At 44.5% G+C, this 26,379-nt stretch carries 21 protein-coding genes and 1 pseudogene; 3 read left to right on the plus strand and 19 right to left on the minus strand.

What is annotated here, in order from left to right; translation table 11 throughout:
• Window positions 1-7: 7 nt before the first annotated feature.
• From M1L52_RS01520 to M1L52_RS01560, 9 genes are all read right to left on the minus strand, one after another.
• Window positions 8-1,432: a caspase family protein gene (locus M1L52_RS01520; protein WP_248613058.1), complete on the minus strand. Its 1,425-nt coding sequence runs from the start codon at window positions 1,430-1,432 to the stop codon at window positions 8-10.
• Window positions 1,429-2,175 carry a hypothetical protein gene (locus M1L52_RS01525; protein ID WP_248613059.1) on the minus strand — a complete coding sequence of 249 codons (747 nt, stop codon included), beginning with the start codon at window positions 2,173-2,175 and terminating at the stop codon, window positions 1,429-1,431. Before M1L52_RS01525 ends, M1L52_RS01520 begins: the two co-directional genes overlap by 4 nt.
• A complete protein-coding gene (locus M1L52_RS01530) occupies window positions 2,168-3,301 on the minus strand; it encodes a CHASE2 domain-containing protein (protein WP_248613060.1) in 1,134 nt (377 codons plus the stop codon). Before M1L52_RS01530 ends, M1L52_RS01525 begins: the two co-directional genes overlap by 8 nt.
• A gap of 260 nt (window positions 3,302-3,561) precedes the next feature.
• Entirely contained in the window at window positions 3,562-3,804 is a 243-nt protein-coding gene (locus M1L52_RS01535; protein WP_248613061.1) for a hypothetical protein, read from the minus strand.
• Window positions 3,805-3,844: 40 nt separating this feature from the next.
• A complete protein-coding gene (locus tag M1L52_RS01540) occupies window positions 3,845-4,540 on the minus strand; it encodes a zinc-ribbon domain-containing protein (protein WP_248613062.1) in 696 nt (231 codons plus the stop codon).
• A 37-nt stretch (window positions 4,541-4,577) separates the two neighbouring features.
• Window positions 4,578-5,444 (minus strand): M48 family metallopeptidase, encoded by an 867-nt coding sequence (locus M1L52_RS01545; protein WP_248613063.1) that lies wholly within the window; start codon window positions 5,442-5,444, stop codon window positions 4,578-4,580.
• A gap of 2 nt (window positions 5,445-5,446) precedes the next feature.
• Window positions 5,447-6,508, minus strand: a complete 1,062-nt coding sequence (locus M1L52_RS01550; protein WP_248613064.1) for a RyR domain-containing protein — start codon at window positions 6,506-6,508, stop codon at window positions 5,447-5,449.
• Window positions 6,505-7,167, minus strand: coding sequence for a sigma-70 family RNA polymerase sigma factor (locus tag M1L52_RS01555; protein WP_248613065.1), 663 nt, complete (start codon window positions 7,165-7,167; stop codon window positions 6,505-6,507). The genes M1L52_RS01550 and M1L52_RS01555 overlap by 4 nt, the downstream gene beginning before the upstream one ends.
• A gap of 159 nt (window positions 7,168-7,326) precedes the next feature.
• Entirely contained in the window at window positions 7,327-8,871 is a 1,545-nt protein-coding gene (locus tag M1L52_RS01560) for an ATP-binding protein (RefSeq protein ID WP_248613066.1), read from the minus strand.
• 373 nt (window positions 8,872-9,244) lie between these two features.
• On the opposite strand from M1L52_RS01560, the gene M1L52_RS01565 reads away from it, so the two are divergent.
• Window positions 9,245-9,589 carry a hypothetical protein gene (locus M1L52_RS01565; protein WP_248613067.1) on the plus strand — a complete coding sequence of 115 codons (345 nt, stop codon included), beginning with the start codon at window positions 9,245-9,247 and terminating at the stop codon, window positions 9,587-9,589.
• Window positions 9,590-9,644: 55 nt separating this feature from the next.
• Complete coding sequence (locus M1L52_RS01570) at window positions 9,645-11,870, plus strand: TonB-dependent receptor (protein ID WP_248613068.1); 2,226 nt, start codon at window positions 9,645-9,647, stop codon at window positions 11,868-11,870.
• A 186-nt stretch (window positions 11,871-12,056) separates the two neighbouring features.
• Here the strand turns inward: M1L52_RS01570 and M1L52_RS01575 are convergent, their stop codons facing one another.
• From M1L52_RS01575 to M1L52_RS01590, 4 genes are all read right to left on the minus strand, one after another.
• Window positions 12,057-12,434 carry a hypothetical protein gene (locus tag M1L52_RS01575; RefSeq protein WP_248613069.1) on the minus strand — a complete coding sequence of 126 codons (378 nt, stop codon included), beginning with the start codon at window positions 12,432-12,434 and terminating at the stop codon, window positions 12,057-12,059.
• Between the two features lie 13 nt (window positions 12,435-12,447).
• Entirely contained in the window at window positions 12,448-13,131 is a 684-nt protein-coding gene (locus M1L52_RS01580) for a hypothetical protein (RefSeq protein WP_248613070.1), read from the minus strand.
• A 48-nt stretch (window positions 13,132-13,179) separates the two neighbouring features.
• Window positions 13,180-14,340 carry an IS4 family transposase gene (locus M1L52_RS01585; protein WP_317231464.1) on the minus strand — a complete coding sequence of 387 codons (1,161 nt, stop codon included), beginning with the start codon at window positions 14,338-14,340 and terminating at the stop codon, window positions 13,180-13,182.
• Window positions 14,341-14,436: 96 nt separating this feature from the next.
• Entirely contained in the window at window positions 14,437-15,573 is a 1,137-nt protein-coding gene (locus M1L52_RS01590) for a phosphatase PAP2 family protein (protein WP_248613071.1), read from the minus strand.
• Between the two features lie 177 nt (window positions 15,574-15,750).
• On the opposite strand from M1L52_RS01590, the gene M1L52_RS01595 reads away from it, so the two are divergent.
• Window positions 15,751-18,225 carry a rhamnogalacturonan lyase gene (locus M1L52_RS01595; RefSeq protein ID WP_248613072.1) on the plus strand — a complete coding sequence of 825 codons (2,475 nt, stop codon included), beginning with the start codon at window positions 15,751-15,753 and terminating at the stop codon, window positions 18,223-18,225.
• A gap of 43 nt (window positions 18,226-18,268) precedes the next feature.
• On the opposite strand, the gene M1L52_RS01600 is transcribed toward M1L52_RS01595, so the two are convergent.
• The 6 genes and pseudogenes from M1L52_RS01600 to M1L52_RS01625 all read right to left on the minus strand — a co-directional run.
• Window positions 18,269-21,049, minus strand: a complete 2,781-nt coding sequence (locus M1L52_RS01600) for a hypothetical protein (protein WP_248613073.1) — start codon at window positions 21,047-21,049, stop codon at window positions 18,269-18,271.
• A 105-nt stretch (window positions 21,050-21,154) separates the two neighbouring features.
• Window positions 21,155-22,561 carry a chromosomal replication initiator protein DnaA gene (dnaA, locus tag M1L52_RS01605; protein WP_248613074.1) on the minus strand — a complete coding sequence of 469 codons (1,407 nt, stop codon included), beginning with the start codon at window positions 22,559-22,561 and terminating at the stop codon, window positions 21,155-21,157.
• Between the two features lie 282 nt (window positions 22,562-22,843).
• Entirely contained in the window at window positions 22,844-23,743 is a 900-nt protein-coding gene (locus M1L52_RS01610; RefSeq protein WP_248613075.1) for an MlaD family protein, read from the minus strand.
• Window positions 23,744-23,791: 48 nt separating this feature from the next.
• Entirely contained in the window at window positions 23,792-25,243 is a 1,452-nt protein-coding gene (locus M1L52_RS01615) for an N-acetylmuramoyl-L-alanine amidase (RefSeq protein WP_248613076.1), read from the minus strand.
• A gap of 38 nt (window positions 25,244-25,281) precedes the next feature.
• Window positions 25,282-25,665: a dihydroneopterin aldolase gene (folB, locus tag M1L52_RS01620; RefSeq protein ID WP_248613077.1), complete on the minus strand. Its 384-nt coding sequence runs from the start codon at window positions 25,663-25,665 to the stop codon at window positions 25,282-25,284.
• A pseudogene (locus tag M1L52_RS01625) lies at window positions 25,649-26,221 on the minus strand (ribonucleoside-diphosphate reductase, adenosylcobalamin-dependent); the annotation flags it as partial. The gene folB and the pseudogene M1L52_RS01625, both read right to left, overlap by 17 nt.
• Window positions 26,222-26,379: the final 158 nt, after the last annotated feature.

Raw genomic sequence — 26,379 nt, forward strand, 5'->3', positions numbered from 1 at the left:
TCAATCGTTAAAGATGAAACAACTTGGCTACAATACCAATTTCTACGTATGGCCCTATTGTGCACCAGTTCTTTATGTATTTATCCTCTTTAAGAACATCAACATTCCCGTCTTTTTTGATGGGGAAATCACAACCAAGTGTTCCATGAAGAAGAAGCTGTTTATCCTTGCATATGCTGCGAGCAAACCGGCAACTTGCAGAGAACATAAAACAAGAGGCGGTCTTACCCGTATCGGAATTGAATCCATGGAGACCATAGATGAAGTTTTCAGAAAAGCCTCCAAGAGGAACTATTTCCCATCGGGATTCTTTAGGCATGACATTACATCCATATCTTCCATAAATATTCCAACCACGATAATTATATCCATTTTGTAAGATTCCGTTTTTGTCATAAATGAACACATCGTCAGATTGTGTAAATGCCAGTGATGCACCGAACTCTATTTTATGACGATGATTAATGTCAAGACCAATATTTATATTAGTATATGGAGTAGGAGTAATATTTAATCCGCCAGAAGCTCCAGCGTAAACGTAGCGAGGAGTCTTCGGTGTTGGTGGAAACGGAATACCATCCGTTACTTTTTTTATAAGTGGATAATCTTCGATTATATAACCATCTATTTTCCCCTTTTCTGAGAGGAAAAGAGATTGTGGGGTCTGTCTTTTTTCTGGTGGAGAATCGTCATTAGTACCAAATGCAGCATTAATCACATTCTTAAGCCCACCCAATGTTAAAAATTGAGTGCTTTCAGAAAAAGCGACTGAATTTTCATTTTTTAATGTACTCAAAATAGTTTTAGTAAAACGAGTATATTGCTCTATCTCATCTGCTTTTTGATTGCTCTTAGATGATGCGTAAAATGCAATAGCACCGCCATTATTGTAATTAAAATATTGATTGATATTATTAAAAAGAGCTCCTGCTTCACACGTATCAAGGAAAATAACAACCAAAGCCCCGTTGCCTGCCATTTTTTTTAGCTGATTACATATGTAACTCCCTTCTAGCTTTCCATCATAGCATATGAAATAATAATTCCCATCCGAATCTGTTTCACCATGTCCTAAGATGTGTATTATAACAACGTCATTCTGCTTTGTATCACGCGCAAAGTTATATAGAGTATCTTTAAATGCTTCCACATTAACTTTGCCATTTAGTTTAACATTAAGATAATGGTACTTATAACTCGGCCAAATATATTTAGCAGCGATACTATCTCTTTCATATGCTACCAAATCTTGTGCAGAGTTTAAATCATTACGACCATTCTTATTTCTTCCACATCCAATTGTTAAGATGCGAATATTTTGTCTCTTAATTAAAGCTTGTGTAGGGATTGAACTTTTTCCCTGAGCAAACCCTAAACACGGATACAACAGCATTATTGACGCCATTGCTACAATAATATATAATCTGTTCATTGTTGTATTACAATTTCAAACTCGACATAATTCCATCCATTCCTTTTCAACTCATCACATATAGATTCGTAGTTATCGCTCAATGAATTCGGAACATTTGATTTTGTTTTTGTATAAAAGATAACCATTTTTGTTTTTTCAACTTTTGTCGTTATGGTAATATCTTCTTCAAAAAAGAATTCATTAAGAGTCTCTGGCAACAGGTTCAACACCTCACGATGAGCCTCTTTGTGGAGTGGATCTGTTTCATTACTAAATATCCAAAACGCATATGCATATAATGTATCATTTAAGTTATGGCTTAGCACAAAGGCTTCTAATGTATCTGATTGATGAATAATACTATCTAATCTATTTTCACCTTCTGTAGTAATGAAATAAAAGCCGATAGAATCTTTTTCACCTCCTCCTAGATGACTTATCTCTGGACTCTTATACTTCATAGGATTTGGCCTGATTTTTCCTAATATCCAGACATCGTTAACAGACTTAGGAGTTTTTATTTTATAAACGTATTTTTTTGAACCGTTCTTATACAAATTCAGACGTTTATCTACCTTTATTAAATCTAATCCATTCACTTTTGTGTCATTAAAAATTCTTTTCCATTGGCCACTATCATCCTTTTTCACTTCTTTCACTTCCACCTTACCGCGAATATTATCAATCTTATACTCTTGAGCATTTACTAGGTGACAACTACCGAAATAAACAAAAAGGGCTATAACAACTAACTTATTCATACTTTTCTGAATTAATATTTTGTGCTAAGAAATCATTAAACGTAATAATAATAAAGACTGAAATAAGGAAAGGAACCACGTTTGGTACGATATTACAATAGAGAGTAAGGAAAAAGCACGCCAATAAGAGAATAGGTACCACCATCAAAAGCAGCAGGGGTCTAATGATGTTAAATACAGAGTTATACTTTTTGACGTATTTGCATTTTTTGTCTGTAAGACATACATACAAAAACGAATATGTAAAACATAGAAACCAATACAATAATATATTGCCTTTCGATTCGATAGAAAGACGTTTCATAGCAAGATTAGGGTTAATTAGGGAATTAATTGCATAGGCATGGCAATAAATACCTGGCAGCAGGTTTCCTCTATCAATATTAAATGGCATTTGATGCCTGTCATACATTCCTTCAACATCGCCTCCTATTAAAACTATCTTTCCTTTCGTTTTTGCATCTTGGACTTGTGGGGTGCTATTTAAATAACTATCCATATCTGTGCCGTCATAGTCTGTGGTAGAATAATTAATGAGAAAATCGTCATAGTTCAAAAATAGCCTTTGTTTATATTTTTTTGACACTTCATAGGCAAAATGATGATATGTAGAATCTGGAAATTGTAGGACATCATAGGAATTAGCAATGCCAAAGTGCAAAGAGTCATTTTCAAACAAATTGGAGTCAACATTTCCATCATCATCAAGAACTTGAGCAAGTACTATGAGATCAGCATTTCGTTTAATAGCAGCTCTTAGTGTATCATCCGAAGCGTTAAAATTATCCGTAAAACGGATATCTATTCCCACGACAGCGGGTGTATGTGCGCAAACAGCATCAACTAATTTCGCTACACTATCATGAGAACTATTCTCATAAACTTCAATTATATAAATATCATTTGAAGTAGGTGGTTGTTTATAGGATGTATTCCTTGTCTTGTAATATTCTTTTAGGTATGACAAATTGCTCTTATCAATTCCCAAATAGGACAAATAATTGCCTAAGCAAAAATACAGTACACAAGTAATACCAAAAGCTAAGAATGAGATAATCAACGATTTCAACAATATGCTTTTACCTATCATCGCTTTTATTCTTTGTTTAATCGTTTTTTTTGCCATATACAAATAGTTTTTAATATATAGTCGTTGTTACTTTAAATCGTCACTGATAAATTATTATACCAACAGTTCACAAAAATTCCTGCTCCATATGAATCGATCAAATTAGACTCTATCATAAAAGCCCACGCACCTAGGCATATCTCACCCTTGGCACAAGCCCTATAAGGGTCTGTACCCTTTGCCAGTCTCTGCGTATCCCAGCTCAGTGCCCCGAAGTTCGCATCATTAGTTCTTATCATTGTCTTTATCATATTTGTCTAACATTTGTTCTGCACCGCCATCAGCACACTAATCTCTGCAAGAAGTTCACGGACCTGGTCAATCTGTTCGGGCGTGGAGTTCTGCTCGAACTTCTTCAAGAGGGCGATGACGCGCTCTTTCTGTTCTGCAAGTTCTTCCTCTGTAACGATGCCGTCCTCCATAATCTTCTGGAAAGAGGGTTGCTGGAGGATGAGGTCATCAATATTGAGTCCACCTGATTCGTCGAAAAATGTATTCATATCGTGTAGGTTTAAGTGTTCAAGGATTTAATATTTCAAATTACATCAGGGCAGTACCACAATCGGAACAGAACTTCTGTCCAGGTTTAACTTCGGCGCCACATCCTGGACATCTGGGATGCTTCTTGGCTTGGTCGAGAGAGCCATCGGCCTTAGCTTGCTTATAAGAGTTACGACCTTCCTTGATGATGTCTTTTATGTTATTCTTCTTGATGATGTCTTCGATGATGTGCTTGGTATCATCATCTTCTTTCACATTCAGCGTTCCATTGGGCAACATCAGTCTAGAAATAAGTTTGAGATAGATTACCGCTGCTGTATACACCATCATATATCCCAATGCAGCAATAGTAGCAGCGGAAAGAGCCTGTCCGAATAGTGGAATGAACGAGATAACAGCGGCTGCAGCATAGGAGGCGAGAGTCGTTCCTGCATTGGTGGCTAAATTTGTAATGATGGCAGTACCAAGGAACTTGACAGTATGCTCCGACATGGAAATGCCTAGTGTCTTGTTAATCTGGACATAAGTAGCCCAAACGAAACCCGTTTGTGTTAACATAGCAACAACACTTGCCACCCCAGGAACAACTGCAGCCGCAAGGCCTGCTACTGCTGAAGCAAGGGCATAGTTATTAATGGTCTCTTTGATGCTCTCAATCTTCGTTCCGTCGAGAGATCCCTTCATAGAGTCGTTAAGTTCTTTAAAGGCGAGTAATAATAGTGGTGTAGGATTCATATTCAGCTAATTGTAAAAGGTAAAGTAATAGGTGCCTTTATAATTTCTTTCCGCAATGCTGGCAGAATCGCCAGTCTTCATAGATAGCCTGATGGCAGTGGGGACAAATGCGCTTGGAAGAGGTCAGCGACTTATAGTGCGGAGTCTCTGTCCACTTTAACAACTCCCTTACTCGAACAGAAGTATATGGGTGGTCTTGATTCATCACTGCATAGGTCTGCAACACCTTGTTCCAAAGATCGCTCTTACAGAGAGCGTCGTAAAGGTCGGCCTGTTCTGCCAATTCCATCAAATTGAGTTTCGAGGTGATGTTCTTCGGACCACCTGCCAGACGTGACAGCATAGAGATTGCTGTCTGAGGGCCTACCATGTAGGCAGCAACACGATCACAACTGAGTTCACTCTTGCGAGACCAGTACATGAGCGCATAATGTATTGGAGCTGCTAAAGACAACAATGATTCCACCATGCCACTAGCATTTGCAAGCATGTAGGCAAGCGTACGATAAAGCATGTGGTGGCAGGCTATATGGCCACACTCGTGAGCTACCACACCACGAAGTTCCTCTTTAGACATCATTTCAACCAATGACGATGTAATGGTGATGGCAGTCTGCGTATCGCCAAATGCATAGGCATTAGGAATTGGATTCATCTCAAGAAAGAAGTCAGGTTCCTTAATATCAAGCAGCTCGCACATGGGAGGCAGTATGTTATACAATTCAGGCAATTGTGTAGGAGACAGTTTGATTTTCGTGGCCATGTTCAGACCTGTTTGCAGCTGTTCCACGCCAATATCCATAAAGGATTTAACGACCTTTGGCAGCATAGGTATTCTCTGTAATGCTTCCAATGCTGTAGCATCCTCTGGGTGTATGAAGTCTATTGTATGCATATTATTCATAATTATTTATTTTTCGCTAATCTCCATCCCAATTTCTTTAGACATTTTATAGTGTCAATTGCTAATAACCTACAATACTCCTTTTCTCGCTCAAGAAGCAAATCGTATGGTAACAAACTGGGGTCTGTCTTTTGAACGTCATCACGAAGAGGGCCATACTTCCACCCATCATCTATTCTCGCTTTAGCCCAAACCTCATGAACATTCTCTGCAAATACTTCTTGAAGTACAAGAATATCATCTGTTAATGACACTTCCGACAGATTGATGGGGTGTGGCTTGTAATGATTACGATTGCTGATTACCAGATAGTTTGAAGAATCGTTCCATGCTTCTAAGAAAACATCGAGTGGATATGAGTGAACATCATTGCTGTCACTTGGATTCAACAATTCTGCTCTTTGATTCTCTTCATCGATAGACTTAATGATGATTGCATGGTTTGGCAACTGACCGAATGTATCATCTATTCTCTTTGCTTTCTCAGGCCTTATGAATAATTCTGAGTTGTCTATGACTGCAATGACAATATCACCATGCTTTAGTGATTTCTTAATATCATTAATGGTACAATCGTATTTTCTCGAGACAAATAATCCACGCTTTGCAGATAATTGCCCAATACTATATAAAGCGGTTCCTTCTTCCTTAAGCCATCCATTCTCCTCAGCCTCTTTTTCCAGTTCTTGATCAGAGACATCTATTCCCAGTGTTCTTAACGCATAGCCTTCGCATTTTACAGCACAAAGATTATCCACAACATTCTTGGCTGCTCGCGACATTATGGGAAGAATACTTACTGAAGGAGTCTCTGAAACAGTGTCGGTGGATTCAACTTCTTCCAACAACGAATCTAATCCATGGTTGAACATTTCTGCTGAGTCCGCCTGATGGCTATCCAGCTGGACATCGAAATCATCGTCCATCAGCATCATGACAGTCTCCAATTCGTCTGGATGTTCCATAAGATACTGGCGCACGGCATTGCGTTCAATGTCAGAAACATTGCCTGAGGCATATGCTGCCAATAATTCGTTAGTTATTTCCATATGCTGTGCTTTCATTTTTCGACGATGATTTTCTTTAGGTTATTCTTTGCCCGTTGGATGCGTACGTTAACGTAATCTTCAGTGGGGATGACTGGGTCTCCATTGTGATTCTTTTTCACTATGCCACGCTTCATCCAACTTTTCTGAAGCAGGATGGCAATCTCCTTGCTGTTGTATCCCTGCAGGCGCTTCAAGATGACGAAGCGCTCGTCATCTCTCAGTTTTGCTATGGCCTCGATAAGCATTACTCTCTGCATGTTTTGCTCAAAGATTTCCTCACCGACAGAGGGTATCTGCCGTTTTGACTTATTATGACTATCACTATCTAAAGACTCATTTCTACCCTTATTTTCTATCAGTTTGGACATGAGTTCACGAAACTTATTGAAAGCGACTCCTTTCAGCCAATAGCCCAATGTGCAACGCCACTCAAAACAAGCCAAGATGCGCCACGTCCCTTCTTTACCCTTAAGGAGCAGGAATAGTTCGTCTATAAAATCATCGTACCACGACATGTCGTTGGTAAAATATTTATAGATGCTTTGAAGCAGAGGGTTGTAGCGTTCATGGAGCAGGAAGACAGCAGCCTCTTCATCGTGAGGCTTCTCTAGAATCTTCTCGACAATCTGTCGGTCGGATAACATGCGATAGTCTGTCTTATAGTGATAATCCATTAAAGTAGCCGTTTTAGGTTATATGCTCATCATCCAAATTTGGCTACTAAATTACTAATTACGAACAAAAGGACAACATTAGAGGTGCAAAAAATAACATTTTTTATAGAATTCGCGTGTCTTTTCCTTTAGATAAAATAGAGAATGAAAGACAAAAAACTATTTTTTCACCTTCCACCCATCAATACGCTTGGTTGAGGTAGAGAAGTTGATGCCAATCTCGTAAAGGGTACGAGGGTCGTGCTCGAAAGGTTTGGCATATTGCTTGTCCTCTATCTGCTGCAAGGCCTCTCCTGCACTCTTGTCAAGTTTGAACTCAAGGATATAGATGTAATCTGATGTCTTGATGAACATGTCCATACGCCCATCAGAGGTATGGCGCTCCACTTCAGTATAGAATCCTATCATCTTGAAGATAATCCAAACGACATTCTGAAAATAGAGCTCAGCCTTGCCAGCAACCTGATAATCGCCATCGGCAAAGAGTGATTCCAAACGCTTCATGAACGCCTCAACTTGGCCTGTGCGAAGTTCCTTCACGAAATTGGCAACAAAAAACTGGCCTTGATCGGACTTCAATGTGGTATAATATGGTATGAGAAATCGTGTAAAACCGCGTTCCACTTCCAGATTAGGAAATCCCAGACGATACATCTCGAATTCCTTGTCATAGCCCTTCAGCGTGAGATAACCACTCTGATAAAGCATGGGGACAGGACTTTGATCCACCGTATCGATATTACCAAGGACACTCGCCGTCAGCTCTTCTGTTCCCAAAGAATCCAAAGGATAATTTGAATTCTTCAGAAGTTCTATCAAATATGTCGGCGTGCCTGTTTCAAACCAATAGTCCTTAAAGGACCTGCTTGACAAAGCACTCAACAGGCTATACGGATTATATATCCCAACGGTATTGGCCTCAAAGTGATAGCCATCATAGCTCTCCTTTAGTTTTTCGTAGCACTCGTCTTTAATCATGCCATTGGACTCAGCCATTTCGCCAACTTGGGCATCAAGAGTTTGACGGATTTCCTTCTCGGTAATACCGCACAGTTCCACATATCGGGCATCCATAGAGATGTCGGTTAGGTTGTTAAGGTCGCTGAACACGCTGACTTTCGAGAATTTCGTGACACCAGTGAACAGTGCAAAACGGATGTATCCGTCCATAGACTTCTCAACGCCATAGAATGCCTTCAGCGTTGCACGATAGTCGTCCTGAAGTGGTTTATCATTAACTGCCTGTAACAGTGGTTTATCGTATTCGTCCACAAGGATAACAACTTTCTGTCCCGTCTTCTTATAGGCATTCATAATGACATGCTGAAAACGTTCCTCAGGTGCTCTGTCCTTATATTCATCGCCATATTCGGCTTCCCACATCTCCAGGTGCTTGTTAAGTTCTGCCAAAAGAGCCTCTTTGTTGGCATAGTTCCTTGCATTCATATCCAGATGCAGCACAGGAGACTCTCGCCATTCCTGTTCCAACTTTTCAATGGCCAACCCCTTAAACAGCTCCTTTCGCCCCTTGAAGTATGCTTCCAATGTGGATATGAGCAGACTCTTACCAAACCTGCGCGGACGGCTGAGGAAATAATAGGAGCCATCTTTTACAATATTATAGATCATGGCGGTCTTGTCTAAATACAAATAGCCGTCATTTCTGATCTTTTCAAAATTCTGTATGCCTAAGGGGTATTTCATACGTCATTATAATTTGCTGGCAAAAATAATACAAATTCGGCAACATGCCAAACATATTGCCGAATTTCTTTCCATAGTACTGACTAAGCTATGAAGCTGTACTGACTATACTGTGGTATAGCTTAAATACTGGTGCAGTGCAGTTCTGACTGTACTATTTTACAAAGTCGACGACTTTGGTGACCAAACTCGTCGACTTTGGTCGCCAAACTCGACGAGTTTGGTTTTCAGCGTAGTCTGAATCGGATTAAGAAACTGTCGGTAATGAATCACTAAATAGTAAGAACTACATCTTGTGACGGATACTGTCACTCGGAAGAAAAAGAAAAATGTTTTCTTTGTATTTTTATCAATTATTTGTACTTTTGCAGGCGTGAAACAGGAAAGGATGCGGCATATTGCTTCGTGGTTGCTATTGGCAGTGTTTGTGCCAATGCTGGTGCTATCGTCGGTTCACGTACATGAGGAGAGCGAGACGATAACGACAGAATGCAACGACTGCGTACACCACAGTTGTCATGGTCACATGACGGCGGCGGCGACGTGGGTGCACGACTGTGTGCTGTGCCAGTTCCTGACGCTGAAGATGCTGACTGCCGCTGTGACAGCTATCGCAGTATATGTTCATGTATGTATTAACCATCTTGCCCAGCAGCTATACACTTTCAGTACAGTATGCTGCGGAACTATCGTTACGCGCGGCCCTCCATCATTGTGATTCTGAAAGGAGGCTCTTTATCAATTACATACATATTTTACAATAGAATCACAGAATGAAAAAAAGAAACATCATCATTCTGCCATTGCTGTTTATATGCACGGCAATGGTAGCTCAGGATAATAGTAAGCACCAACATCACGCCAAGGACTCAAAAGCGACGTATCAGGACTCTACAGACATTTTCTTCCGTCACCTGCAGCTGAACGAGCTGATGGTTACTGGCGTGACGGGCGACACAAAGCTGAAACACTCTACAACGCCAGTGAGCATAGTAACACCACAGATGCTGCGCTCTACTTCTTCGACAAACATAGTAGATGCCATAAGCCGTCAGCCAGGTATAAGCCAGCTGACGACAGGCGGAAGCATATCGAAGCCTATAATTCGCGGACTGGGATACAACCGCGTGGTAGTGATGAGCGAGGGTGTGCGCCAAGAGGGACAGCAGTGGGGCGACGAGCACGGTGTGGAGGTTGACGGCAGCAGCGTTGGCTCAGTAGAGATACTGAAGGGTCCTGCCTCGCTGATGTACGGCTCTGACGCTATGGCGGGCGTTGTGATACTTCATGCGCAGCCTACACTGGCAGAAGGCGAGATGAAGGCAAACGTTAGCTCGGAATATCAGACTAACAACGGACTGTTCCACTACTCAGCGCAGATGGCTGGCAACAAGAAAGGATTTGTGTGGGATGCGCTATACAGCTCAAAGATGGCTCATGCCTATAAGAACAAGTACGACGGCTATGTGCCTGGCTCACAGTTCCGTGAGCGTTCAGGACGACTGATGCTGGGGCTGAACAAGGACTGGGGACACTCACGACTCGCGCTGACGGCATACCACCTGACGCCAGGCATCATAGAGGGTGAGCGCGACACGCTGACAGGAGAGCTCACATCCAACTACTCACCGCTCACCTCTTACAAGAAGTCGCTGCCTTTCCAGGAGGTGAAGCACTACAAGGCTGTATGGGATAACAGTCTAAATATCTCAAACGGCGTCGTGAAAGCTATCATAGGCTATCAGCAGAATCGCCGACAGGAGTTTGAGGAGTCTATGGACGAATATGGTATCTTCCTGAAACTTCACACGCTTACCTATGACTTGCGCTATGTGACCCACGAGTTCAATGGCTGGAAGCTATCTACTGGCATAGGCGGCATGTATCAGCAGTCGGAAAACAAGGGCGAGGAATATCTTATTCCTGACAGCCGCCTGTTCGACTTCGGCATCTATGCTACTGCCACGAAGAGCCTTGGCGACAGCTGGACGCTGAACGGAGGCATTCGCTATGACCATCGCAGTCTGCGTGGCGACGAGCTGGTGGAGGATGGCAAGGTGCGCTTCAGCAATCTGTCGCGTAATTTCAATGGTGTGACAGGCAGCGTTGGTGCCGTATGCAACATTAACGAGTATTTCAACCTGCGCATGAATATAGCCCGCGGATTCCGTACGCCCAACATGAGCGAGCTGGCCTCAAATGGTGTACACGAAGGGTCTATACGCTATGAGAAGGGTAATGAGCAGCTGAAGGCAGAGTACAGTCTGCAGGCAGACCTCGGCATCGACTTCACTTCACGCTACGTCTCAGCTCAGCTGGCGCTCTTTGCCAACCGCATAGACAACTACATATTCATAAGAGGTGAGGGACAAGAGGTGAGAGGTGAGAGAATAGACTATCCTGTATATAAATACACTCAGGGCGATGCCCGCCTGCTCGGATTTGAGGCTGGAGTGGACTTCCACCCTATCCACTCCATACATTTCTCAAACACATTCTCGTATGTCGATGCCCGTCTCATCTCTCACAACTCTCCCCTAACCTCTGAGAACAAATACCTGCCCTTTACGCCTGCTCCGAAATGGACTTCAGAGCTGAAGTGGGAGTTGTATCACCACGCCCACAGTACGGTAAGCACCCACGCTACGCACGAGTATCGTCATTCCCACCCCAAGGCCGGTCTGGCACTAAACAACCTCTATGTTGCTGCTGGATTTGACTACTATCTGAAGCAGAATCACGTGTTCAGCGCCTATGACACAGAGACGCCGACACCTGACTATGGGCTGCTGAACCTCTCTGCTGGTACAGACATTCAGATGGGAGGCAAGAAGGTTGCAGAGTTATACGTGACAGCGCATAACCTTTTGGACAAGGCTTACCAGAACCATTTGAGCCGACTGAAATATACGGATGACAACGTGGTTACAGGACGCCAAGGTGTTTACAACATGGGACGAAACATTACCTTTAAGATTGTAGTCCCATTTAGACTGTAGATTTTGACTATAGACTATAGACTTTAGACTATAGACTTTAGACTTTAGACTATAGACGAAAGACTATAGAGACTATAATAACAAAAAATATTTAAAACAACGGATTACACGGATTTCACGGATTCTCAAAGTCGCCAATTATTGGTAGGACTTAAATCCGTAAAATCCGTGTAATCCGTTGTATTTTTATTTAGACGCAGTCTCTTCTTTCTTTTTCTTTATATAGCGGATGGTGGCACCGAGCGTCTGCCATTCTGCCTGAAGAGAATCGCGATGGGCGCGAAGCTGGTTGAGCTTTATCACCTCAGGCGAGTCGTCTTTCAGCTTGGTGCTGTTGGCCATAACAAGTTCGTGCTGCTGGTCATGCTCTTTCTTTACAGCTTCGAGCAGGCTGTCAACAACAGCCAAGCGCTCCTGAGTAGCGGCAAGCGTGGAGTCCTGCTTGTGTTCGAGTGCTGCCTTGCGAGCATCAATCTCTGAACGACGCGAGCGATCAGCACAACTGGTAAGAACGCTGACAGCGATTAGTAAGAACGCTATGAGTAAATAGTCTAAACGCTTCATGAGAATCATTGATTTAGAAATTAACTAAGAACGAGCCACCGATAGTGAAATAGTGTACGTCCTTTTTCTTCTTGAACGATAAGGGATCAAGATTACTGCCAATGGTGGCAAACATCGTGTCAAAGTTAGGAGCGGCATGCTTGATGAAACGATAAGGATCGATTGTGAAGGTGAACTCTTTTCTTGAGAAATCGTAGTCACAGAACACACGCCATGAGAAGTTTGACTTATATTTATAAGTGAGCGAAAGACCTGTGCCGTAGTTTGTAGAGTTGTTGCCACCCAGCGTGATGTAGTCCCACTCTACGTCATAGTCGCGACCTGCCGACTTGAAGTCGTCAATGAACAGTTCTGCGCCATTTTCAACTTCAGTACCGCCAGGACCGTATGTATTGCCTTTCTCATAGCCCTCCTTGAAGCTCAAGGTATAGACCATATCCTTCACGTTACCTGTATAATGTGCGTTGATATCGAGCTCCTGAGTAAGAGTGCGACCTATGAGAAGTTTGCTGCCCAGTGCGAAACGCTTGCCGAGAGGGATATTGAAGTAAAGACCCACGTTGGCAGAGAACTCAGTGAGGTGGTCGCTCTCAATGGTGTATTCCTCAGATTTAACCACGTCGCTCATCTCTTTTTGTACCTGTGAGGTAGGAATAAAAGAGTTGGCGTCGATGATATCGGCAATGTCTCCACCCAATTCGATACGGTCTTTTTTGGCCTGGTCTCACTACTGTCCGGTTAAATTTCACCAAAGCGAAAGTTGGCGGTCATCTTCCGGATTTTGATTAATAATTGGTTTGTCAAAAAGTTCATTCAGCGGAGTCCTCTCAAAGAGAACTTGGCCGATGACATTAGAGAATATGTAAAGATTTTGTTCGATATGATACATCTTCAGAGCAATAATAAGCAGCAGGTAGTCACAGATGGCAATCCATATCTGTGTGAAGACTGCGTTTTGGGACGTCCCATAGAACGTCTTGATGTGCAGGTGCTGCTTGATCCATTTGAAGAACGTTTCGATAGTCCAGCGCTCTCGGTACAGTTCCGCAATGGTAATTGCTTCAAGGGTGAAGTCATTCGTCAGGAATCGATACACTACGTTCTGCGCAAAGTCCTCATAGACGACCAGACGCAACAAATCAGGGTACTTCTTGGCTGTAAAGAGACCAGTAAGACTGATGGACTCGTCAGAGATGACGCCAGTCTGCCTGTCAACCTCTCTTGCCTCGAATACGGAATATTTCATGTTGTCCTTTGCTCTGGTTACAAAGTAAGCCTTCTGCTGTTGGAAGAGACGGAACAGACGGTCAAAGTCCACATAGCCTTTATCCATCAGATAGTAAGCCCCTGCTTCTACAGGCAAGCTGTCCATAGCCTGAGTATCATGCACATTGCCAGGAGTAAGCATGATGAAGTTGGGTATGTTGTTCTTTACATCAATCAAAGTGTGCATCTTGAAAGCACCTTTGTCATGATGGAACTTCGCCCATGGACAGAGATGCAGACACAGGTTGATGGTACTGCTGTCAAAGGCATACACCATATTGTCAATTCCCAACCGATAGTATTCATCTTTATACAGGACTTTAGCCCTCTCGACAAGTACCATTGCGTAGTCCTGATAGATACGCCAGTCCTTCTTCTCGTTCATGTCGGCGAGAGTGGACTTGGGCATCACCTTCAGACCGGCATGATACAACTTGGAGTTGAAAGCAGTCAACTGAGCCTCTATGCTACGAAGGCTTGCGCTGCTGGTCAGCTGAGCATAACTCATGACAAGGAACTGGTCACGGCAAGTGAATCGTCTTGCATGAAAATCCCCTCTATATCTGTCAATACATTTCCTGAGCTCGTAGTCAGGGATGAGAGACATCAGTTGCGAGAATACAGTATTTCCGGCATTCATATCCTGTGCTATCTTATATATGAGACAGTACAAAGATAAAAAATCAAATCGGAAAATTTTTAAATCGCTGTATCTCATTGAAATTTAAACATTTAATTAACGTTCGGAAAAATTTAACCGGACACTAGTGGCCTGGTCTATGAAATCACTCCACGACTTGGCTGTCATAGCCCTTACACGCAAGCGTCCGCCTACACCAACATATTTATTGAAGAAGTAGGCTCCTTCAGCATCTACAGCCGAGGCTGTATGGAAATCAACCTTAAACAGATCACTATTGTCCTCGAATTCATAGTCTTCACTATGCACGAGGTCAGCTGCACCAAATCCAAGGCTCTTCAGTCCGAAGCCCATGCCCATAGAGATGGCGAAGAACGAAGGTCTCTCTGTATAGTATTCCAAATCATTGCGCAGCAGTCCCCTCTTCTTAAAAAGAAGGTCAGTAACAGCATAGCCCAGCTCTGTGGAAAGGATACCGATGCCAGCACCAGACATCACGTCGCTGATCCAGTGGCGGTTATTCAGGATACGCATAACGCCTGTAGCTGTAGCTACGCCATAGCCTGCAACAGAATACCAGGGCGAACGGGTTAGACCATACTCCTTGTGAAGGATTGTTGCTCCCACGAACGAGGTTGCCGTATGACCAGAAGGCCATGAGTTAGCGGTAGAGCCATCGGGACGCATCTCCTTAGCGGTATATTTGATGCCATTGACAAAAGCTGCCATCCAGGCATAGGACATCAGCGAACTCGTAACCAGACGAGGCCAGTCGCTACGGCCTTCCACGCCAGCAACCTTCAGGCCAACGGTCATAGCAGGACCAAACATCTGAGTATAGTCATCAATGTGGGTCTTGAAATGGGTGACCAGTCGCGTGTTGGCATGGGTATTCCTATAGTCCTGACGGAAGCTTGCCTTGTCGCCCTTGATGGCAATGCCAGCCAGGAAGAGGGGCACACCTACAAACGTCACATCATCTAAGAACTTATACTCCCTCACGCCCTTGTTTGTCCTCGACTTGAAGAAATTAAAATCCATCTTCGGCTCAGGTTCAGGCAGCGACAAACCCGTCTGTTCATAATAGGTAAGCGGCTGATTAACAACCTCTACCAGTTCGGGCTTCATCTCAGGTACCTCGAGCGTCAGAGGCTCTACATTCAGATAATTACTTGCCTGCATGTTGACAGACAGAAGAATGAAGAAAAAAAGTAATAATGATTTTATTCTCATAATGGTTAATATTTGCTTAAGCAACTTTTTATGCCGCAAAATTAAGATTTTTTTATCAAACAATAATATAATTCACAAAAAAATGTCCCAATCTTCTTTAATTATTGACTGATTGTGTCTTTTTTCTGAAAAACACAGTAAATTTGCAGCAGATAATCAATTACTAATCACTAAAATATGACATCAAGACTTTACACCATGGCATTGTTGGCATTCGCCACATTGACTGCCAACGCACAGAAAACTCCAGAAAGCCAAATGGAGAAACTGGACAGAGGCGTCGTAGCCGTAAAAGTATCAAGTGGTTCAGGCAACTTCGTCAGTTGGCGACTGCTTGGCACAGACGCCGAGGCCACAACGACCTTTGACCTCATGCGCAACCAGACGGTTATAGCACGTAACATCTATGCCACCAACTACACTGACAAACAAGGAAGCAACAGCTCCACATACCGAGTTGTGACAAAGGTGAACGGCGAACCTGTTGACACATCGCTGGCTGTAAAGGCATGGGGAGCCGCCTACAAGACCATTCAGCTCAGCCAGCCTGCAGCAGGCAAGACAAAAGCATATAGCGCAACGATAGACAAGGTTGAGTATAACTACCCCGATGGTCAGGACTACACCTACTCGCCCAACGACATGTCGGTAGGCGATGTCGATGGAGACGGAGAATATGAGCTGTTCGTGAAGTGGGATCCCTCAAACTCGAAAGACAACTCTCAGGACGGTGTGACAGGCAACGTGTTTATAGACTGCTATAAGCAGGACGGCACAATGCTCTGGCGCATAGACCTTGGAAAGAACATCCGTGCAGGTGCTCACTACACACAGTTCCAGGTCTATGACTACGATGGCGACGGCAAGGCAGAGCTGATGTGCAAGACCGGTCCTGGCTCTAAAGACGGCAACGGCGACTATGTCAGCGAGGCTGCTACTGACAACGACATCAAGAGCGTGACCAACAATGGCTCAGACCTCGTTACCTCAAGAGGCCGCATAACGAGCGGACAAGAGTGGCTCACGGTGTTCAACGGCATGACAGGTAAGGCGATACACACCATCTTCTATAATCCTAACCGTAACATGCTCTATGGCGGTGCTGCCAACGGCTCAGTGAACTGGGGCACCAATGGTAAGAACGACACAGGTTCATACGGAAACAGAGGTGAGCGCTACTTAGCAACCACAGCCTATTTGGGAGGTCCCGACCAGAACCCAAGCGCAGTGTTCTGCCGAGGCTATTACACCTACGCATTCATCTGGGCAGTAGATTTCTATGACCAGCAGCTGCATCAGCGCTGGCTGAGCTCTCACAAGACTGATTCCGGCTACGAGGTAACAACATTCGACGCAACAGGAAAAGGCTCAACGTCCTCCTACAGCGCAAAGTCGGCTACAAGCGGAAGCGGCAGCAAGACGATGTTCGGCAATGGCAACCACAACCTCTCTACTGCCGATGTAGATGGTGACGGATGCGACGAAATATTGTGGGGTTCAGCAGCCCTCGACCACAACGGCAAGCTGCTCTATGCCACAGGCTTCGGACACGGCGATGCCATTCACTTGGCAGACCACTGTCCAGACCGTCCTGGACTGGAGCTTTTCCAGGTACATGAGGAGAAAGGAACATACGCATGGGACCTGCACGATGCTGCAACAGGAGCAATAATACATAAGGGCGGACCGGAAGGCGTGGACAATGGACGCGGACTGGCAGGACAGTTCGATGCCACTGTGCGCGGCTCACTGTTTTGGTCAAGCAGCGACGGCTCAGCACGAAGCGCAGTCACAGGTGATGTTGTATCAGAAAGCCACGGAACAACGAACTTCCGCATCTTCTGGGACGGAGACCTGCAGGAAGAGCTGCTCGATGGCAACAAGGTTGACAAATGGAAGAGCGGCACAGGTGGAACAAGCAGACTGGCCACATTAAGCGGAAGCACCTGTAACAGCACAAAGAACACGCCAAACCTGCAGGCAGACATACTGGGTGACTGGCGCGAAGAGGTGATTCTTCACAACGGTTCCGACAAGTTGTATATCTACAGCTCAAACATTGAGACAGGATACCGCTTGCCAACGCTTATGCACGACCACGTATATCGCATGGGAATAACATGGCAGAACTCAGCATACAACCAGCCGCCTCATCTGGGCTACTATCTGCCTGACGCCATGACACCTGGCTTCAGAACACAGGAAGATACTCTGGCTAATGCATTCATGAACGAGCAGTTTGAGTTCACATGCCATCTGCGCTTCATCAAGAAATGCGTATTCAAGAGCATCACTGATCCCCAGGGCAACGAGACAAAATACTTCCCGCCAACAGAGTTCGACTATCCCATCTTTGATGATGTATCAAAGACTGTCTTAATATCAGGAACACCTACAATGGAAGGTGACTACACGATGAGCTTCACCATAACAGACTTCAACAACAATGAATCTGTGATTATGCTTACCATTCATGTAAACAACAGGAGCACGGGCATCGAAGAGATAAACAGCGAGATGATGGCTAACAGCAAGCAGACAATCTACGATGCTGCAGGAAGAATGATGCCTCAGCAGACACTTAAGAATCTGCCAAAGGGACTGTACATCATAAAGAATGGCAACAAATCGAAAAAAGTGATGGTGGAATAGCTCCGCCATCACTTCCATATCAAAAGTGAGCTATCTGACAGCACTATTTCATGTGCATCAACCTACCGTCGTTGGTAACGCCAGCGGCGGTTACTTTTATGCGTGTATCCTTGCTGTTATTATAGAATGTTGCGATGAAATGGCCGTTTTCATCGGTAACAGCATTGGGATTCCAGTAGAGCGTGCGACGATAATCATTAGGTTCTGATGGCTGCTGACTGCTATAGTCAGGGCTATAGAACTCCTCAGCGGCATTGAATCCATGGAACAATATGTGGCGGTCGCGATAGGTTACCTGAATACCGTCATCGGGAATAAGAACGAGATCGACGGTGGCATCAGCAGAAGTAAGGCTCTCAACCATAGTAGAGTCTTCCTTACGAGGCTCGTAATCGGAGAACACACGGATGTCCTGCAGACGCTTCAACTTCAGACGGGTGAGATACCACTGTGGTGTGCGATGAGCACGGTCGAGGCTCTGAACCTCGGCAGTAGAACCCGTTGCAAACGGTGAGTAATTGCGATAATAGGTATGGCCCTCCATACGTCCATCGACATTGAACGTGCGATAGCGGTTCATATTGCCATAGAGATAGCGACACACCTGCATGGGGAACTGACGCATGTCGAGCTTTCCTACAGACAGTCCGTAATCAGTAAGCTCATTATACATCTCATAGGCATCCATGACAAAAGCTGGCTTCTTCCAGTCTATGGCGCGACGACCACGGCGACGGCCTTTCACAGTAACATTGGCAAGCTCGTGGACATCGTTCTCCATAGACAACTCTGAGAGAGTGTCAATGAGCAGCGACTCATCAATGTCAGGCTGATGGTCCTCATAGAAGTCATAGGGCTTAGTAAAACGTGGGAAGAACAACTCGCGCTTCACATAATAATCAGGATATGCATCTTCATTATATACCTTGGCATCAGCACGCGAAGCCATGTTCTTCTTTATGGAGTCAGACTCCTTATAGGCTTTCATGTTCAGGAAGGCATCGCCATAGAACGGCGGCACATTGAACACGAAATGTCCTCTGTCAACAGTCTTCTGAGTAGAGCCGATAACCTTGTCGTCAACGAGTATCTCACCCTCGATGAACACTTCTTTGCGCAGACGACCACGATACAGTCGAAGACCTGCCATGGCATCATCGGCAGAACCATAGACATAGCCATCGCTATTGGTCGTTTCTACAGTCTCTTCAACACCCACTGGTTCTAACGCCACCTCGTCGTTTTCCGTCTCTGCAAAAGGATCGGTCTGGTCTGTCACGCTCGACATCGGGTCGTCCTCATCACCTATCACCACACCGCCAGTAAGCCAATTGGGTATCTCTTCAGGCTCAACCTCAGTGAGCGGAATCATCTTATATACATCGCCCTCAATAGTAAAGCTTTTCTCTGGTGTATAACGCAGGCCGGTGGTGGCATTCGACAGCTCCTGCCACTTATACTTACGCCATCCCTGAACCTGCATGAGCAAATCAAGATGACGACGGTGCACGGCATCGTCGGCCTCAAAATAATAGGCAGGACGCGCAATGAATCCGCGCAGGTCGCTCGACAACAGCAGGTCGGTCATGATGTTTCCGTCATTATAGGTCGGCTCGTCGGTATAGGAGTCGCGTATAGACAGTGAGAACACAACAGGTCCTTCCGCGTTGTTACACTGAATGGGTATCTCAACCTTCTGGTGAGGGTCGTAAACTGTCTTCGGGTCGAATGTAGCTGTTATGGTATTATCGTCCTGGTCATGGTTGTTGACAAAGAACAGACGATCGGCAAGAATCTTACCGTCGCTATCAAAGATAGTAACATCATTGACACCAGTAGGCAGACTGGAGAATGGCAACACAACTTCAGTAGTAGTGGCGTTGATAGCCTCAAAATACTGCAGTACTCCACGACAGAGCACAGACACTCCATATTCTTTATCAGAAGGAAGTCCCTTGGCAGAGATATGCAACAGACTATCGGTAAGCTGTATGGAAACACCGTTCTTTTCCGCCTTAGGAAGATTTACAGAATAGTTCTTTCCCCTAAAGGTGAACGAAGCTTTCAGTCGGCTACTGCCTGGAGTGACGACAAAGGAGCCGCGTCCCATGTGCTCGGTCTTAATCTCCTGAGTAGCATCATCGTTCTTTAGTGTGCCATTGATATTAACAGCCTCGCCATACTGGTCAACGGCGCTGAAAGCCACATTGTTGGGCACGCCTGAAATGAGGTGGCCGCCCTCAGGATAGAAAGTCACAACTAGATTGTCTTTCTTTGGTGATGGGATGCGTGTCTTCGGACGCTGATACATGCGTCGAATATCATAGTCGCCAGGTGTCTCAGGCTTACTATAGATGGGCAGCACTCGCGAATAGAGTCCGTCCCACAGACGATAGAAGTCGGCAGCCATCTTAGAATTGAAGAAAGCCCACTTGTCCTTAGCACTATAACGATGGTGACGCACATTGAAATTGAGCATCCAGCGGGTATAGGCACGCAGTTCGTAATATCCAGAATAGAGCGAGTCCTTCAGTTCGAACTGTCCGCAGGTATATCCCTGAGGCGAGACGACAATGGTCTGACGCTCTACCAAGAGTCCGTCAGGCGACAGCAGCTCCACATAAAGAATACGGCTCATGTGTGTGGGCTGCAACGTTCCAGCCTGTAACACATAAGCCTTATACCACAAGGTGTCACCAACGAAATAGCACTGATTGTCGGTATGAATATATACCTTCTCTTGAAGTTGCGAAACAGAAGATTCTTCGAGCGACTGTCGAATATCGTCAATACTGCCTGCTGAAGCACTAAAAGCGTACAACAAAGTACACAAAAATAAAAAATGGCGCATTTTCTATCTTAAAATGATTAAGGGATTATGCTCTATAGACGAATGCAAATGACATTCGTTTAATCAGAAGTGACATTTTTATTTCAGACGGAAAGATGCCTCGATGCTGTTTATCTCTTCCATGAAAGCACGATCAACTTTCAGTCGCTGCTCAACAGCACTACAGCTATGGATGACAGTAGAATGGTCGCGTCCGCCAATGAGATGGCCTATGCGTGATGTAGGCATCTTTGTGAACTTCTGTGCAAGATACATTGAAATCTGACGAGCAAGAACATAGTCGCGCTTGCGGCTCTTGCTGAACACGTTCTGCTGAGACACATTATAGTGCTGGCACACCTTGTCAAGAATATCGTCAATGGTGAGCGGATGGTTATCGACCTTCACCGCACGCTTGATGACACGCTCAGCAAGGCGCATGTCAATATTTGAATTATAGACAATGCTGTATGCCATAAGCGAGTTAAGAACTCCTTCAAGGTCGCGAACGCTGCCATTTGCATTCTCAGCAATGAACCTTATGACATCGGCAGGAATTGTCAGACCGTCACGACGACACTTTGAATCAAGAATATCTATGCAAAGCTGAACGTTTGGCTTCTCAAGCTCAGCAATAAGTCCGCAAGAGAAACGTGTCAGCATGCGGTCCTTCAGCCAATGAAGATCCACTGGAGGACGGTCACTGGCAAGAATAATCTGCTTACCAAGACGGAACAGATGGTCGAAGATATGGAAGAAGGTTGCAACGGTCTTCTCTGCTGTTGCCCACTCCTGAACATCGTCAACAATCAGCACGTCAATAGTCTGATAAAAATTAATGAAATCGTTGACAGTGTTCTGACGCTGTGCATCGGTATATTGTACCTGGAAAAGACGTGCAGAAACATAGAGCACGCGCTTCTGAGGATACATCTTCTTGCACTGAACGCCTATGGCATTGACAAGATGTGTCTTACCGCATCCTGAAGGACCAAAGATAAAGAATGGATTAAAAGCAGACTTTCCAGGGTGCTCGGCAATAGAAAGACCTATTGTTCGGGGCAACTTGTTTGAATCGCCTTCGATATAGTTGTCGAAATTCTTTCGTGGATCAAGCTGAGGATTCAGCTGCTGAGGCACTGCTGCATCAAGAACCGTGGGAGCCTTGTTTGCACGTGTAGTAGCCTGTGGGGCATCAATCTCTGTTACACGCTCGCTCTCCACATCCTGCGTGATGTTGTGGGTCTTATCGGTAACAACACGATACTTAAGTGCAACTTTAGCTTTAAAACTCTGGTTAAGCGCCCAAGCCATGAGAGTAACGAAATGCTGTTCAATATACTCATAAACGTATGGGCTTGGAACTTGTACCAACAAAGTCGAGGTAGCCTCGTCGTATGACTCACATACGATTGGCTCGAACCATGTTTTGTATATCTGCTCTGTTACGTTCTGCCTGATTAATTTGAGGCAGCCCTCCCAAAGCAACATTTGACTTTGTTGCATATTACGTTATACTATTATTTAACAAGAGTTTGTTAAGATTATGCTTGCAATTCTTTCTAATTGCTGTGCAAAGTTCGGCATTTTTTGTAAAACAACCAAATTAACAAAAATAGGCGTTTGTGTTTACAATTGTTGTATTACACTTATTTATAAGCAGTTATATTGTTTCACGTTTTTTTATCAAAAAGTAGTATTGCAAAATACGATATAACTAAAAATCAGGCAGTTAAGTCAACGATATTCAACATAACTGCCTGATTTATTATTTAGACAAAATTAAAATTACTTATCTTTTCTGCCAAAGACGGAGAAATGAATATAGCGCTTTGGATGCTCCTTAAAATCGATGAGCAGTTTATCGGCGTCGCTCATCGTTGCATTAAGGTTATTATACAGCTGAGGGTCATGCATGAGCAGTCCCAATGTGCCGTCCTTGCTATTCAGCGCATCGCTCATAAGTTTCAGATTTGTCATAGTCTGATCGAGCTTTGTCATGGTGGCAGCTATGTCCATACCATCAAGTTGCTTAGTGAAGCCCTGCGTGTTGGCAAGTATGCCGTCGGCTTTTGTCAGCATCTGTGGAAGCTGTCTGTTGAGCGAAGCCGACAACTGATGCAGTTCAGCAGTTGTTGTTGACAGGTTCGAGGTGATAGTCTCAATGTTCTGCAAGCTGTTGCCTATGGCAGGACTGGCAAGCAGTGCGTTGACGCTGGCAAGTATTGAGTCGAGCTTTGGAAGCATCTGCTCAATCTGAGGCACCATATTGGCAGCTTTTCCCATCATTCCCTGCTGTATAGCTCCAATGATGGTGTCGCCTTTCTCAAGCACATCTATAGGATTGGGGCCCAACTTAAGCTCCAGTCGCACGTTGCCAAGCAGGTCACTTGATATCTCTGCTCTTGTGCCTTTTGGCAGATGCAGCTTATTGTCCACAGATATTGTGGCAACGATATTCTCTGGATCGGCATAGTTGTAGTCTATGCTTTCCACAACACCCACCTTATATCCGTTGGCATAGATAGGACTTGACGCAGACATACCCGTAACATCGCTGAAACGAGCATAGTAGTGTTCGTCTGTGGAGAACATGCGCAACCCTTTCAGATACTGCAGTCCGAAGAAGAGTAGCACTATTCCTACAATAGCCACAAGGGCAATCTTCACTTCATTAGTTAACTTCATAGTTATGAATAGCTATTAATTATTCTTTTTCTCTCTTGTGTAAAGCAATTATTTCTTTCGCTTCATCTCTTCATATGCTTTCTTGGCATCGACCTTGACGCCATCACGGAAAGCGATGACAAATGCCTGGGGGAAATTCGCGGCAATGCTGTTACGCAGACGCATAATCTCATTGTAGTCGGACGAGGCACCGATAGTATGCTTCCACAGACCGCCCTCCTGATAGCTGTCAACGCCTTTCAAACCTTTCAGGCGTGGATCACCATCTTTGACACGCACAGACGCAGCAAACACCTGAACCTTAAATATCACTGAAGACGCTGGTGCGACCTTCTTTTCTTGGGCAACTGATGGACGAACCTCACCTACTGGAGTTTCCTGAACAACAGGTTTCTCCTGAACGGTAGGTTTTTCCTGAACAGCAGTTTTTTCCGGAACTACAGGCTCAACAATTGCAACGGTGTCTGGCATCTCCTGCTTCACAGACTCAGCCACTGTTTCTACCTTCTTTTCCTCAATCTCTGCCGAATGAGAGTTCATGGCGTTTCTCACACGCACAGTCTTTGCGTTTCTGGATGATTTGCGCTTATTCGTAGATGGTTCAGAAACACTTTCCTGAGATTTTTCCTGAACTTGTGCAGGAACTGTTTTCGTTTCTTTCTCCTGAACTTTAGCAGGCTCTGTCTTTACAGTTTCTTTCTGTATTGCAGGAGTACTACTTGCTTTTGTCTTTCCAAGCTGTTTGTTCTTGAAAGCCACGAAAGCCTGATAAATGCCACGCCCCATTAGATCAACATTCTTTGGGTTTGTCAGATAGTTCTTTTCTTTAAGAGTGGTAATATAGCCAAGCTCTATCAGACATGCAGGCATAGAGGTCTCGCGCAACACGAGGAACGCGTCCTGCTTAACACCATTGTTGGGTCTTTTCGCCACAGCGCAGGTGTTCTTCTGAATAAGTTGAGCCAACTCTACACTCTCAAGCATGTTCTTCTCATTTATAACCTCGAAGATGAGTGTACTCTCAGGTGAACGCGGGTCATATCCGGAATAGTGCTGTTTATAGTCTTTCTCTATAAGGATAACCTCGTTCTCACGCTGTGCCGCACTCAGTTTCTCATTGCTACGGCGCATACCCATAGTGTAGGTTTCCATGCCATAAACAGGTTTTTTACTGGCCACAGAGTTGGTGTGAATAGAGATAAACACGTCTGCCTTACAACGATTAGCTATAGCGGCACGCTCATGGAGTGGGATAAAAACATCCGTCTTACGCGTATAAACAACCTTTACGTCAGGACAATTATTCTCAACATAGCGACCGAAAGACAGCGCCACATCAAGATTTATCTTCTTCTCCATGCCACCATTGGCACAGGCACCAGCATCCTTTCCGCCGTGACCGGCATCTATAACCAATGTGTACTTGTGTTTCGCAGCAGCATTAACAGCCACGAAACAACACATCATTATCCATATAGACAATAATCTTCTTAACCTCATGGTGCAAAATTACTCTTTTCTTTGTAAAAAACTAAATATCAAGCGTTAGTTTTATCATTTATTAAATGTAGCTCCACACCTGCTCCTTCACAATTGGCTCCCATGGGAGGATTCTCCTTCGTGAGAGAGAGTTCAAGTTCAGTAACCGATGGGAATTGTGCGAATATGGCATTTGCCACGCGACCTGCCACGTGCTCCAGCAGCTTTGAGGGCTTTGCCATCTCAGCCTCTATCAGCTGGCACAGCTGCGCATAGTTCAGCGTATCATCGACATCATCGGATGTCATTGCGCGCGCAATATTATAATGTACACGCACGCTAATAACAAACCAGCCCCCCACCCTACGTTCCTGTGGCATCACGCCATGAAAAGCGTAAAGGCGCAGGCGGTCTATATAGATTATGCTATCTGTCAATTGCATCTCTGTGACCGCAGTTTTTACAAACGACAAAGCCATCTTCTGTCACGAGAGAGTCGTGTCCGCATTGCGGACATACAGAATCAGTCATCTCACTATTCTCAGAACTTCCGTCATTCAGATACTTTTTCAACGCACGCTCAACACCGTTTTTCCATGTATTGATACTCTCATCCTTCAGCGATAGCGAAGATACGAGTTTTATTACATGTTCAATAGGCATGCGATAGCGCAGCACACCTGAGATGAGTTTGGCATAGTTCCAGTACTCGGGATTGAACTTCTCAGACAGTCCTTCAACTGTAATCTTATAACCACGTGTATTCTCGAACTGGAAATCGTATCGCTTAGTTCCGTCTGGATTGGTCTGTTTGACAATCTTACCCTTTGTCACCGACTTTGGCAACATGATTCCCTCCTCGTCGTCAAGCAACCCAGTGAATATCTCGTAGGGATAGCCATTGAGCAGACCTACCAGTGCCACCCATTTCTCTTTGTTGTTCTGGAAACGCACGACATCGCACTCAAGGACTTGTGGACGCACTTCAGTTACTTCTGGATGTACGCTTGTACTACCTGTAGCAACACTCGTCACATTTGCAGCCTGCGAACGTCGTCCTTTAAAGAAATCAGACATCAGCTTACACAGATTGTCGGCAGTCAATGGCATACCGTTATCTGAAAGTTCTGTTACAATCTCTTGCGAAAGAGCAGAAA

Origin of the sequence: Prevotella sp. E13-27 (genome assembly GCF_023217965.1) — a bacterium.
Classification (GTDB): domain Bacteria; phylum Bacteroidota; class Bacteroidia; order Bacteroidales; family Bacteroidaceae; genus Prevotella.

Excerpts from the sequence above, each read along its gene's own strand:
- M1L52_RS01520 (WP_248613058.1), bottom strand. The coding sequence starts at position 1,432 with ATGAACAGATTATATATTATTGTAGCAATGGCGTCAATAATGCTGTTG.
- M1L52_RS01525 (WP_248613059.1), bottom strand. The coding sequence starts at position 2,175 with ATGAATAAGTTAGTTGTTATAGCCCTTTTTGTTTATTTCGGTAGTTGT.
- M1L52_RS01530 (WP_248613060.1), bottom strand. The coding sequence starts at position 3,301 with ATGGCAAAAAAAACGATTAAACAAAGAATAAAAGCGATGATAGGTAAA.
- M1L52_RS01535 (WP_248613061.1), bottom strand. The coding sequence starts at position 3,804 with ATGAATACATTTTTCGACGAATCAGGTGGACTCAATATTGATGACCTC.
- M1L52_RS01540 (WP_248613062.1), bottom strand. The coding sequence starts at position 4,540 with ATGAATCCTACACCACTATTATTACTCGCCTTTAAAGAACTTAACGAC.
- M1L52_RS01545 (WP_248613063.1), bottom strand. The coding sequence starts at position 5,444 with ATGAATAATATGCATACAATAGACTTCATACACCCAGAGGATGCTACA.
- M1L52_RS01550 (WP_248613064.1), bottom strand. The coding sequence starts at position 6,508 with ATGAAAGCACAGCATATGGAAATAACTAACGAATTATTGGCAGCATAT.
- M1L52_RS01555 (WP_248613065.1), bottom strand. The coding sequence starts at position 7,167 with ATGGATTATCACTATAAGACAGACTATCGCATGTTATCCGACCGACAG.
- M1L52_RS01560 (WP_248613066.1), bottom strand. The coding sequence starts at position 8,871 with ATGAAATACCCCTTAGGCATACAGAATTTTGAAAAGATCAGAAATGAC.
- M1L52_RS01570 (WP_248613068.1), top strand. The coding sequence starts at position 9,645 with ATGAAAAAAAGAAACATCATCATTCTGCCATTGCTGTTTATATGCACG.
- M1L52_RS01575 (WP_248613069.1), bottom strand. The coding sequence starts at position 12,434 with ATGAAGCGTTTAGACTATTTACTCATAGCGTTCTTACTAATCGCTGTC.
- M1L52_RS01585 (WP_317231464.1), bottom strand. The coding sequence starts at position 14,340 with ATGAATGCCGGAAATACTGTATTCTCGCAACTGATGTCTCTCATCCCT.
- M1L52_RS01590 (WP_248613071.1), bottom strand. The coding sequence starts at position 15,573 with ATGAGAATAAAATCATTATTACTTTTTTTCTTCATTCTTCTGTCTGTC.
- M1L52_RS01595 (WP_248613072.1), top strand. The coding sequence starts at position 15,751 with ATGACATCAAGACTTTACACCATGGCATTGTTGGCATTCGCCACATTG.
- dnaA (WP_248613074.1), bottom strand. The coding sequence starts at position 22,561 with ATGCAACAAAGTCAAATGTTGCTTTGGGAGGGCTGCCTCAAATTAATC.
- M1L52_RS01610 (WP_248613075.1), bottom strand. The coding sequence starts at position 23,743 with ATGAAGTTAACTAATGAAGTGAAGATTGCCCTTGTGGCTATTGTAGGA.
- M1L52_RS01615 (WP_248613076.1), bottom strand. The coding sequence starts at position 25,243 with ATGAGGTTAAGAAGATTATTGTCTATATGGATAATGATGTGTTGTTTC.
- folB (WP_248613077.1), bottom strand. The coding sequence starts at position 25,665 with ATGCAATTGACAGATAGCATAATCTATATAGACCGCCTGCGCCTTTAC.